Genomic DNA, 12,750 nt, shown 5'->3' on the forward strand with positions numbered 1-12,750 from the left:
TGGTGCCTCCTACATAGTCCCCGTCGGCTTGGGGATGGATGGACGAGTGGCGTCGACTTGCGCTTGTTCTGTCGCCAGGCGCTGCGCTTCGGCCGCCACAAGTAGCCGTGCCATATCGGCGTGTTCTGCCAACTCAGTAACGTCCCGAGTAGGCTCACCATTGCCGCGCTTGAACAAGGATTCCTTGCCGTAGATTTCCCGCACTAACGCTGGGGTTGCCTCAAGACGTTCAAGGATGCGGTGAACTTGGCCTAGCAGCTGCCTCAAACTCGAAGCGTGCTGTTGGCTTAAGAGGCTGGTCAGCAGTGCTGCGTCAACTGGCCTCAGGTATCGTGTTGCTACCTCTGCGTGTGCCAGAATGGATTGCAGCTCCGGCATTGTGCAGCCTTGGGGATGCTGTGCTACCAGCGCAAGGATAAGCCCGGCAAGTTCGGCCTCCTCCCGACTTTGAATCATGCCCTGCCCTGAATAGTGAATGGGCGCTGGTGGTTCGTCGGTCGTGTGGTCTGTTGATGGAAGTGTGTCCAGCCTGTCCCAAGCCTCCAGGACGAGGCGCTGGGTGCGAAATTCCCCGAATTCACGCATCTCGTTATTCTTGAGGACTCGGAATGTTTCGCTCGGGTAGTCTTCGCCCATCACGTCGGATGGGTCGAGGATGTATCGCAGTTCGTTGCGGGTCAGGCCGTACAGCCTCGCATAGTAGGCATCCAGTTCGGCGCGGAGTAGCATGCGTCGTTCGGGATTCCACGGGAAAGGCTCGTCTTCATAGCCAAGGTCTTTCGCCCATGGCTTCATATCGAAACTTGTATAAGTCAGTTCGAGGACCTTCGGGACGATGAAGCTCAAATGAGCCAATGTGTAACTATCTGGGACCAATACTGGGAACTGCTTGAAGTACCCAAACGTCATGTTTGTTCCCCCAAGCTTTTGCCTGACTATGAAATCGAATATTAGAGATGACATGTTGGCCAAAAAAGCAGCAGACAGGCTAGGTGTGCCAGCTACGGAAAACAAGGGCATTGAATGACCGACAGCCACCTGGGGGATAAGTGAAGCGATAAAGGTTCGTTCATCCGTGCTTCGAGCAATATTGCGCCATCCCATCAGCCAATTCCGCCCCCAGCTCTTATCTGCAAGCCGAGCTTCCACCTCTGACGTATCCACCCAATACCGTGGCGTCACGCTGAAATCCGGGTCCATCTTCTGTTCAACAGCCACGTCTGCACAGGTACCGTCCGCCCCATAGCTGGCCCAGCGATGGTCGAACTGGTGAATCATCTTGGCTTCGTATAGCGGTAAGCTGCCTGGTCCTGGATTGTCGGAGAACAGGTGGCTGTCGTTTGACATATGAATCATTGCCATGAAGCGGATACCCCACGGGTTGACCTCAGTATGCCCTTCATTGACAAGCACCGGGGCGGCGCGGTAGAGCTTCTTGGTCAACTCGGCGTCGCGTTCCGAGCGAAACATTGGGCAGGTCAGCGTGTTGGGGTTGATGAGTGCGAAATCTTCTGGCGACAACCGGAAACGGCGACGGGTATCGGCTAGTTGTGACACCTGAGTCGCAAAGCAGACAAACTGCGCTTCTGGAGCTGTCCCCAGGGTGAGCAGACAGAATTTATAACTGCGGTGGACCGATGGAAAAACGGCCTCCCGATTCTCTATATCGTAAAGGCTGACCAGTTTTCCTTGCTGGGTTTGGGTAGCAAAGAATGCCTTGGTGCTGTCGTCGGTGGCGATGCCAGTCGGTACGATAAAGCCCGCCCGCCCATTTGGGCTGACCAGTTGGGAGAACGTTTCTGCAAACAAGGCATAGGTATTGACATCTCCCACACCGGTCAGTGGGTAGCGCCCCGCGTCGTGAGCAAACAGACTGGTGGCTTCGGCCTGTCGCTTGGTCATCAGGAACTCGGCATAGAGAGCCTGTTCTGCGCGATTAGGCGGCACCAGCCCCTGGGCAGCTTCGGTTTCCGGGTAGAGCGTGTGCAACAGCATGCCGTCCGCCAGGAGCGCGATACGCCGCCCGCGTTCAGCTTTGTGAGGGGCCTCGGCCACGAGCGGGCTGCGTGTGGCAAAGAACTCTTCCTCTTGCAGCTTGATGCGCTCCCAAGGTGGATTGCCTAGCAGCACGTCAAAGCCGCCCCTGGCGCGGATTTGCGGAAAAGCCTGCCACCAGTGGAAAGCCTGAGCGCTTGCTGCCACGGTATGGGCCTGCTCTGCAATGCCCGGCCGTGGGGTACCACCGTTCCGTACCAACCACAGGTCTTGGCTGGTCGGGACTAGGTGCTCCTGTTCGGGTGTCTTGGGAACGGCAAAAGCTGCTACAAAAAGGTCTGCAGCCAGACGTGCCTGGGACTGTTCCAGTTTGGTTTGGGCTGCCATCCAGGCAGCCCGTTTAGCTTCCACCGCGTCCAACGTGTCGTCAGCCAGTTGTTCAACTGCTGCCATGTCCGACTCTTCGGCCAACGCCAGGGAAAATTGTCCGGTCGGAGTTTCTGCGCGCTCAATGGCCTTGCGGGCTTCGCGGTTGGCCTTCTTCAGGTGCTTGACGACTTCCTTGTCGTCACCCGACAAGGCATTGAAGGCCTTGTCCGGGATGCCGCTATCCAACAGGGCAGGGTCTAAGATACCCAGCAGCGCATCACCACAGCGTAAGTGCGAATCCAGAAAAGTCAGCGGCCTCTCTGGTGTATAGGCTTCCAGCCAGAGCGCTGTGCGGGCAAGTTCCACCGCCAATGCGTTTCTATCGACGCCATAGATGCAGCGGGCAATGACCTCACGCAAGGCCAACCGGTAGTCCGACGGCAGAGGATGGCTGTCTTTGGCATTCAGGCGAGCCACTTCCTCGGCAATCCGGCGCGCAGCAGCCAAAAGGAAATGGCCTGAGCCGCAGGCAGGGTCGCACACACTAAGCGAAAGTAAGGCCTGCACTGGCTGTTGAGGGTTCTCAGCCAGGGTACGCTCAATGACGGGTTCCAAGGCGCTTTTGATGAGCTCCTGTACAAGGCTGGTAGGCGTGTAGTACGAGCCGCTGAGTTTGCGGGCATTACCGCGAGTGGACTGAGCCGACTCATCGCCCACAAAGCCAAACTGTCGCACATGGCCTGAGAGCGTGACCAAGGGCACCAGCTCCAGCAGGCTCTCGTAGACGCTGCCGAGTTCTTCGGAGTCCATGTCGCGGTAATTGACCCGTGACAGCGCTGCACCATCTCTGAAAAAGCATAGGCTGAATAATGCCGACAGCAGTGATGCATTATCCAGCTGGGCGGCATCCAGCGTTGGGCACTGCTCATGGTTGAACAACCCGCCCAGGGCGGGCAATCCCAGGGCAGGCTGGCCGGTGCCCAGGCCCGTCAAGGTAATAACCAGTCCCTGCCACAGGTCGGTATGCTGGTCGTGGCTGCGCCGCCTGGCGGCCATGTGTCGTAGGCGCTGTAGGCTATACCCGCTGAGATAGCGCTCCCTGGTTGACTCGTCCGCGCCTGGAGCGAACACCAGACCCCGGTCTTCGATGGTGGCCAGAAAAATGAAGCGGTACACCAGGCGTAGTAGTTGTTCGAAGTAGCCTTGTGTCGACAGAGCGCCTGCTTCAAGCCGTTGCCGTAATTCCGCGTTGGATGGGTGTATCAGAAATCCGGTACCCAAAGCCCGCAGCGCCTCGGCGACGCCCTCGCGTAGTCGGTCACGAGCACGGATGCCGTCTTCCTGTGCCGTGTTGCGCCAACGCTCCAGGGGGCAATTGGCGGGGTCCGCTCCGACCGCACCAAATCGAGAGGCATGGGCCAGCAGCCATAGCGTTGTGAAATCCGGGTATAGCCCCTCATTGAAAATGGCTTCCAGGTCCGCTTCAATATACGCTGGTCGGGTCAGGCTGGGGTTGTCGCGCAGGATGCGCAGCTTCAGACCGTTGGTGACAATCGCCCATTGAGCATCGGGTGTGGCGTTCAGGTATTCCTGTGCCAGCAGAAATGGGGAACGGCGCCGTGAGCCGTCACCAAACCGTGCATCAAGCCTATCGAGCGGTTGGTCGTGGCCTGCGACAACAATGGGCACACGTCCTGCACCTGCACTCAACTCGATGGGGAAGATGCGCTCACCCAGCGTGATTTGACCAAGTGTCCTGAGGTCGCCAAAGCCCAGTACATGCCGAAGCAAAGGCTCTAGAAAACGGTCGACTGTGAGTGCATGGGTATCCACATCTGTGCGTGTCTGCCCAGCTGAAAAATCTTGCCACAGATTCTGCGCAATTTTCCAGTAGCGACCAATCTCGTCGCGCAGCTTCAGGCCGCGTGGGGTGTCGTAGTCGGTTTCTGCCTGTTCGCCTGCTTCCAGATGAGCTATGCGGTTGAGGAAGTCGGGCGCAAGCAGGCCCCCTTCGATGGATAGGGCAGGAAAGGCTAGTTCGGTGTGATTGCGGCGAGCCATCTTGTGGTAACTCCTCTCAGGCCGGAATCAGGACAAAAACGCCCATGATGTCCACGGGCAGGCTGGGACTCACACGGTACTCACCGCGTCCTTGGGCAGCTTCCCGCAAGCGGCGATGGTCTTCGAGTAGCTGCTGTGCCCGCTTGTGCGCCAACGCCTCCAGCGCAGGCTGCAGGCTGTCCAGTTGCTCAATCGCGCGCGTGATGTGTTGGTTGCGTAGCGGTGGCGGCATGTTGCGGGTGGGTTCGACATGCATCAGGCTGCGAGCTGCTTCATCATTCAGAAGTGGCGCATTTCCCTGGGCGGGGACACCCACGGCCAGTGTTTCTTCGCATAGCATCAGCCGGGACTGACCTCGATGGCTGACGGTGAGCTGGTGTCGCAAGCGCAGTAGCAATATCGTTGTGCGTAGCTGTACCGCATCGGTGAAAATGGCGCCCGCACGTGCCACGGCGTCCAGGGTAAGCGTGCTGTCCGATGAGCCGTCTAGCGCTGCTTCTAGCAGGTAATCCGCAAGGATGGCAATCAGCGGGTGGGTGCGGTGAATGAAGGTCGCGCCTTGCGCGGCAGGTTGATGAAAATCGACCCGAATAGATTTGCTCAGGCCTTCGGCATGCAGCCGTTCTCGGACTGCCCCCGGTAGGCTTTCAGTGTGTAATTTCCAATGGGGAGAGCCACCTTTGGTGGTGGCTTCCAGTGGTGCACCCAACTGTTCGGTGGCCCGCTTGGCAAAGCGCTCCACATCATCTTCGCCACCCAGCACTGCCAGGGTTTTCTTCCATTCCGGCAATACATCGTCGGGCTTTAGGCGTCGCTGGGCAAAGAGCGTACGGTTTTTGGCGGCCTTGTCTCGCGCTGACTGCCACGCTGTTTCGATGGCCTGTTCTGGGTCGCCGAAGTCCAACCCCAACTGTGGGGCGGTGCGAGTGGTCGTGCCTTTGCGGAGTAGCACGGCACCGACCAGCGCCTGGGTCAGCTTGCCATCGTCGTCGGGCATGGGTACCAGAACTCCAAGCTCCTTGCGGATGCGTTCGGCTTTTCGCAGGATGACCTGAAGTACCGCGCCATCGACCGGGTTGTCTTGACCAAAGAGCATGGTGCTGCGTACCTCTCGGGCTTTCTGGCCAAATCGGTCTACACGGCCTTCGCGTTGCTCATGCCTGGTTGGATTCCATGACAGGTCGTAGTGCACCACTGCTGTAAACAGGTTCTGCAGGTTGATGCCTTCCGATAGGCAGTCGGTTGCTACCAGAATGCGCTGGTCGGCATCGGCCATGGCTTCTACTGCGGCTTCGCGTTCGGAAGGGGCCATTTCCCCTGTCACGGCAATCACCTGATGGTTGCGGAATGTCAGGCGTAACTGTTCGGCCACGTAATGGGCGGTGGCGATGTAACGGCAAAAGACCACAGGCTGAAAGCCGTCACCTGTAAGCTCTCGCAGATGCTCGATAAGCCGCTTGAGCTTGGGGTCCTTTGAACTGCCGGTAAGCGCAGCGGCCCGCTCGGTCAATGCCGTCAGCCAGTCGCTGTCTTCCGTGTTGGCGGCAGGCTCGATATCCTGGGTAGAGAGCGCGTCGTTGACACCATCCAGCACTCGGTCGCGACCATTCTCATCGGCTTCTTCGAGCGTGAGGGCGGTTTCGCCGGGGGAGCCCTCGGAGAGGCTGCTGCTCTGCAGGCGCGTGCGTAAAGCATTCACCGCTGCCGCTGGCGAAGACGAAATGCAGCGCAACAAGGCCAGCGCGGCCCACCAGGACATACGCTGGCGCATCAAGTCCAGACCTTCGGTTCGTTCGACCAGTGCCCGAGCATAGGACAGCACGTCGTCAAAGAGCTTGCCCCAGTCGCCAGTAAGCTTATAGGTGATTTCCGTTGAATAACGTTGAGGAAACACGCTGTTGTCGTGCCACTCGTCGATATCTGGTCGGCGGCGTTGTACGAAATGGTTCGCCAGCTGCTCGCGCAAAGGACGTCTGCCGTCTGCCGGTGCGTCCTTGAGTTCCTTGAACTCTGGTTGCAAAAGCCCTAGCAAGTTGTAGAACGCTTCATCGTCGCCCGAGTGTGGGGTGGCGGTTAGCAAAATCATGTGCCGCTCGGTATCGTCTGCAAGGCCTTGAAGCAGGGCGTAGCGCTGTTGCTTGCCCTGGCCGCTATGGGTGCAGGTATGTGCCTCGTCGACAATCACGCATTCTGGGCAGGCCCGCTGGAACTCATCACGCCGTCGGTCGGACTTGATGTAGTCCAGGCTCACCACCGTAAACGGGTAGGCCTCGAAGATGGACTGATTGGCAGGTAGTCCACGTTCAAGCCGTGCAACGGTCGTGTTGCGGACCACCACAGCCTGGATGTGGAAGCGGTCGTGTAGTTCTTGCTGCCATTGCTCACATAAGTGCGGTGGGCACAGAACCGCTATGCGGGAAATCTCGCCTCGGTCCAGCAATTCGCGCACAATGAGGGCTGCCTCAATGGTCTTGCCGATACCTACGTCATCGGCAATCAGCAGGCGCACCACCTCTTGCTTGAGCGCCATGAGCAGGGGTACAAGCTGGTACGCCCTGGGCTCTACGGCGATACTGCCAAAACTGCGAAACGGACCCGCACCGGAGCGTAGCTTAAGCTGCAGCGCGTCGAGCAACAGTTGTCCCGCCGCGAAGTTTGCAGCCTGTTCCACCGTGGGCGTCGGGAAGCTCGCTGGCCCCACAGTGCCGAGTTCGATGGGCAGGTAGATGAGTGTGGCATCATCCTCTGCAGCTCCCAGCGGTCGCAGATGCAGCGTGTCCTCGGAAGATTCTGGCAGCACTATCCATTCGCGGCCGCGCGCAGAGACGAGACTTCCTGGTTGGAATGAAGTTTGCAGAGTCATGCATGGGTTCCTGCGACACGGCCGGGACCAAATAGGTCGGCATGTGTCTTGAAAATGTCGGCCCAGCGGGCGCTGTCCTTGGGGAATCGGACCACATAGTAACCAGCGGCTTCCAGGCAGTTGGTGATGGCCTGGTCTTTTGCGGATTGTGCGGCGGCATCATGATGAGGGCCGTCAATGAAAACAGCGGCTTTCCAGTCAGCATAAAAAAAGTCTGCTGATGTTTTGCAGCGGTCGATAGTGTGTTGCCCTTCATCAGGTTGGCGATAGCCGTGCTGCTGAACGTATTCGAGCCATGCCTGCTCCAGAGAACTCCCTGCAACGCGCTCAAGCTCGGCCTGCTGTTCGCTGGGGCTACGTCCGAAGGTGCCGACCGAGCTGTGGGAGCGCGTCAGCTGGCACAGAATGTCCAATGCCTTTCCGTCATTGTCTGCATCCCTACGGTCGATATGGAGATGGTCGGGCTGGTTGTAGTACGACAGCAGGCACCGGTAGCAGCCTGCCTCACATAGGGGTTGGCCGTCAGCTTCTCGGTCTTCGGTGAGATGTGCTGCGTCCCAGCGACCATCCTTGGGACTTTGGTAATGCATGATGGAGAGGGCCTCTGTCGCCACAAGCGCCAGAGCCTCGGGCTCGGTGGCAATGCGGGTCAGCACTCCGGCACCGCCTTCGGCAGATTCATAAAAGAGGATGGAACGGCGTAGGTCTGCTTTGGGCAGGGGTTCAGCCATCAGTTCACTTTCTTCGAGCTGGTATACGGCTTCCATGCCGCGCTTGAGCGCGTATTGCAGGGTCGCCATGGTCTTGATATCCAGCGCTTCAAGCGGACGCACGATAAGAACGTTGCGCCGGTCTTCCACATACGGGACGATGCGCTGGGGCGGTGTCTTGTCTGGGGGCGTATCGGTATCAGGCTCGTCCTCTTCATTGGCGCCGCCCATCCAGTGGCCCGTGACCGGATTGATTTTGAACCCAAGCAGACTTTTTTCCTTACGCCGACGCCAACCCAGGTTCATGCGCCAGACCGTGGCGGACTGCCCGTACTGCAGCTCCAAGACCGGGGTGTCAGCATCCATGAGCAGTGCCCGCATGACATGGAGTTTGCCCTCCTGCTCGCCAAACTGAATGGTCGTCTGCATTTCGTAGCCCTGACGCACCCGTTCTTCCTCGTTGGCGCTGATGCGCTCCGCCCGCTTTGTGGACACGTTTTCGATGCGGTAGAGGTTTTGGACGGCCACAGCCTCGGTCAGCGGTGCATTGCAGGAGACACAGCGGTCGGCATCACGCTGATTGCGGAAATGTCCATAGCCGCATGCTGGGCAGATGCGCGCCACGTCGGTGGTCAGTTTTGCACCGACGGAGACTTGGTCGTTGGCACCAATCGAGAGCATGGCACGTGTGACGCGATACTGGCTGCCTTCGTGATAGATGAGGCTATAGGGCCCAAACTCCGAGAGCGCCAGGAAACGCGGGCGTGATAAAAAGTTCTCCCTGCCAATCTTGCCGCGGCGTGCCGGTATGTAGGCCATGAGCGGCAGGCGTGGGAAATTGTAGCCAGGCAAGAAACCCTGGCTTGCCAGATAGCGATAGGTATAAAAATCCGAATTGGCCGAGCCGGATTCTTGCAGCAGCAATGACTGCTGGCGGAATGCTTCGTCGTGGCGCTGCTTGGCGTCGCGGCGCTCTCGTTCGCTGGCGGCTGGGTTGTTCATCACCTTCTGGTTGATTTCCATCTGGCGCTTGGTTGCGGAAAACAGGTCGCGCCAGCGGTCTAGTGCGTTATCAAAGGAGGCGAAGGCTTGACTAAAGACCTGCTCTGCAAAGCGCTCGGAGTACCAGGGGGCTTTCTGGGGCGTCAATTCGCCTTCCAGCATGGTCAGTATTCTCAGGCCTCGTCCGTGAGCACGTTTTTGTGGTGCGTCGGCGTCCATCTGCTGCCGATAGTCCTCGGTGAGTGCCGCCTCGGGGTCGCTCATGTCCAGCAAGCCGCGCACACTGTTATCGAGCTTCTTGCCTGTTTCCGCAAGCCAGACGGCATGCAGGTGGCTCTGTATGAGTTCACGGTTTGCGAGGTCAAGCGTGGGCGGATTGACTTGACCATGCACCATGCGCACGGGGTCGCGGAAGAAATATTGGTCATGCGGTGATTGCGCTGCACAATATGTGATGACCAGGGCCGGTTGGCCCGCTCGGCCCGCTCGGCCGCTACGTTGTGCATAGTTGGCTGGTGTTGGCGGGACATTGCGCATGTACACCGTGTTCAATGACGCGATGTCTACGCCGAGTTCCATTGTCGGCGAACAAAAGAGCACGGGCAGCCAGTCTAGCGGCCTGCCAGTTGCTACCAACCAGTCCGCACGGTCTTTTTCGGTAAAGCGGAAACGTGCTTCGCGCTCAAGTCGGTCATCTTGTTCCACCTGAGCTGTGTGTTCTCGGGCTTCGAAATCAAAGAGGCGGTGAACAGGGTTCGAGAGCAGTCCGGCGATGTTACGGTACAGGCTGCGGAAAAACGAGTTGTCATGCGCACCACGACTGCTCTGGCCGTCACCCAGCGTCCAGAGCAGGCTGGTGCCATTCAACTGATAGCCTGTCACACCAAATTCGGTCTCTTCCGATACGACCAAGCCATAAGTCTTGGCGGCGTTCAGTAACGCACGAATGATGGCTTCGCACTGCTCGTCCTTGATTTTTCCGGCGTGCGGGTTGTCGCTGCCATCGGCCTCACGCCAGGTGCTGGCCCTTTTTATCGCTTTGCCCAAATTTGAACGAGGGCTACCAGAGACCAGGTAATCAACATTACGGCGGTCTTCGTCTCGTGGACGTGCGCTGGTGATGAACCAGTTAGATGGGGCGGGCGTTTCGTCTTCAGTAAATCCCCAGGGTTCACGCAGATTGGCGTAGCTCGAGGTTTTGAGCCGGTCGAGCTCGGTGCGGTCAAGATAGCGTGTGGCTAGGCATAGTCCTTGGCGCATCGCATCGAAAAGGGCGATGAGCAGGCGCTTTCTGACGTCGGGAGATGCGCTTTGCAGCACTGCGGGGATGTCTGCAGGCCAGGATTCCGCGTCAGTAGCGAGGTCGTCGAGGTCCTGATACGCAATACGAAGCAGACCTAGTTGTTCCAGGTTGGGGTTGTTGAAGCGCCATCCGTGGCGCAGGTCAAAGTACGCCCGATAGCCCAGGATGGTGCGCATGATGTCTTGTACCTGGCGTCGTGCGTTCCCCTTGATGTCGGGGTCTTGCATGTATTCGGCACGCACTCCATGGTCATCACGGTCAAAGCCCAGGGCCTTGAAGATGGCATCTGATACCTGGGCCTCGCTAAGGCTGCCACCTGCCTGGTCAACGGCGGAAAAGAGTGCGGCACGAAGCAACACGACTTGGAGGAAATCGTTAAAGTGGCCAACCTGAAGTGCCGCATCCTGTCGGTTGTCCGTGAAGCCCAACACCTTTTTGGCTTCTGCTTTCAGTTGCGTGTCGTCTTCATAGAGATAGCGTAGCGCTGAGAGCGTCAACATCGTGGTGGCGGAGCTGCGCCCTTCGCCTGACAGCCCCATGAGCCTCAGCGACTCCTTGCCCGCCGTGCTGTGCGTCACACCACAACGCAGACAGAATCCGAAGTTGCCAGGCACAAACCAGCCAGGCGTACCATCGGCAGCGAGCCGGCCTTCCGTATTGATGCGAATGTGGCGAGGTTGGCGTTTCTTGTAGTTGGACTTGAGCTTCAGGTCGCCATTGGCGCGTGGTTCAACCCACGTTTCCGGATACAGGTCGAGGGTGTCCTCCCAGATGCCCGTAGTATCCGGCATGAAGTAACCACTTCGGGTGTCTTCATCATCGTGATTGCGCTCGTCAATGCCGCGAGGGCTGAACGTACGCCCGGTGCTGCCGTTCTCATCCCAGACTGGTGCATACTCTTGCCCGCATTCGCGACAAAAGTGCAGGGTATACAGGCGTCGGGAGCGGTCGCCTGGTACGAACTGCGCACCTTCGAGGGTCAGATAACGTTTGCCTTCAGGTTCCAGTGTCCCATACACCTTGCTGCCGCCGGAGATGAATTGGTGCAGTTTGAACGCAAAAAGGCTGCGCCCCCCTTCTTCCACTGGTTTGTCAGTCGTGTGGTACGCGAGCAGAAGAAAGTCAGCCAATGTCCGGCGTGCCAATTCTTCATCGGTCTGTCCATCGTGGGCTAACTGTCGGGCAGCGGCCTCGAGAGTCATAGGCTGTGCCCTATGCCATTTGCCCTCATTGCGAGTCAGACCCAGTGTCAGTTCCACCCAGATGGCCAGAGGGTGCCGGGCAAGCTCTGCAAATGTGGCTGAGCGCGGCAGTTCCTTCTGAACTGCCTGCGTAAGTTCTGGCCGTATGTGTTCTATCAGAAGGTCTTCGGGAGTAACGCGCTGAAGTGTCTCGGTGATGACGTTAGCTGCCGAGAGGGCCTGGCCAAAGAGCCGACCAGCCACTTCAGCCACCTTGGTGTTTTTTTCTTTTTCACTGCCCTCGGTGGCCATGGTGGCCGAGGTGCCGATGCATTGCAGCTCATCTGCCAACGCCTCACGTACACGGCGTACCAGCAGAGCCACATCGGCCCCCTGGCGGCCGCGATACGTGTGCAGTTCATCTAGTACTAGAAAGCGCAGCCCCTTGGCGTGGCGGATGACAGCCTTGTCTTTGTCATCCTGGCGCGTCATCAGGAGCTCGAGCATCATGAAGTTGGTGAGCAGGATGTCTGGTGGGTTCTTCGCCAGGTACAGGCGTTCTTCCTCACTTTCCTGGCCCGTATAGCGACCGTACGTAACAGGTGGATGGTCGCCATAGTCAGAGAGGAACTTGCCAAGCTCCTCCAGTTGGCTATTGGCCAACGCGTTCATGGGATAGATGACGATGGCCCGGGTCCGTTTCTCGGGGTCTGCCATCTTGGCCTTGAGGATGGCATCCACCAGCGGGATGAAATAAGCAAGGGACTTGCCCGACCCTGTTCCGGTCGTGAGCACATAGCTTTGACCGTTCTGCGCGAAAGTTATGGCCTCTTGCTGGTGCTTGAAGAGCTTGAGCGAAACGCCGGGGTTCGTCGCAGTCTTGCCCGCCCGGAAAATCTGCGCACATTCGGTGTGCAGTACGCCTTGAGCAACCAAGTCTTCAATTGTGTTGCCAGTCTGAAAGTTCGGGTTGACCTGCACCAATGGGGCAGGCCAGTAGTGGCCCGATTCGTACGCTGCGTCGACGTAGCGGCGGATGTCAGGCGCATGGATGCGAGTGAAGCTGCGCGTGAACGCTGCGTAGTCAGAGACGAGCTTTGTGCGGAATTCAAAAACGTCCATTCTCTTCCTTTGTCCTTCCTGTTCACGGCTGAGATTGCTCGGGCGGACACATTCTGTGACGTGTGGCGCTCCCCACGATTCTACCCGCATCGAGAGGGACAACTCACCGTGGGCGTGAGGGCGGGGCCAGCCGGGTGAGCGCTT

Annotated in this window: 3 protein-coding genes; all 3 read right to left on the minus strand. The window is 58.5% G+C overall.

Annotated features, from left to right (window positions below; all coding sequences use genetic code 11):
* Window positions 1-9: 9 nt before the first annotated feature.
* From ABCV34_RS02045 to ABCV34_RS02055, 3 genes are read right to left on the minus strand one after another with little or no spacing between them, the layout of a single operon-like run.
* Window positions 10-4,425: a DNA methyltransferase gene (locus tag ABCV34_RS02045; protein WP_345797605.1), complete on the minus strand. Its 4,416-nt coding sequence runs from the start codon at window positions 4,423-4,425 to the stop codon at window positions 10-12.
* 16 nt (window positions 4,426-4,441) lie between these two features.
* Window positions 4,442-7,288, minus strand: a complete 2,847-nt coding sequence (locus tag ABCV34_RS02050) for a helicase-related protein (RefSeq protein WP_345797606.1) — start codon at window positions 7,286-7,288, stop codon at window positions 4,442-4,444.
* A complete protein-coding gene (locus ABCV34_RS02055; RefSeq protein ID WP_345797607.1) occupies window positions 7,285-12,606 on the minus strand; it encodes a DEAD/DEAH box helicase in 5,322 nt (1,773 codons plus the stop codon). The genes ABCV34_RS02050 and ABCV34_RS02055 overlap by 4 nt, the downstream gene beginning before the upstream one ends.
* Between the last annotated feature and the right edge of the window lie 144 nt (window positions 12,607-12,750).

This window comes from Castellaniella sp. MT123 (genome assembly GCF_039614765.1).
Classification (GTDB): domain Bacteria; phylum Pseudomonadota; class Gammaproteobacteria; order Burkholderiales; family Burkholderiaceae_B; genus Castellaniella.

Bases quoted from the DNA above. Each gene is read 5' to 3' on its own strand.
- ABCV34_RS02045 (WP_345797605.1), bottom strand. From the start codon at position 4,425: ATGGCTCGCCGCAATCACACCGAACTAGCCTTTCCTGCCCTATCCATC.
- ABCV34_RS02050 (WP_345797606.1), bottom strand. From the start codon at position 7,288: ATGACTCTGCAAACTTCATTCCAACCAGGAAGTCTCGTCTCTGCGCGC.
- ABCV34_RS02055 (WP_345797607.1), bottom strand. From the start codon at position 12,606: ATGGACGTTTTTGAATTCCGCACAAAGCTCGTCTCTGACTACGCAGCG.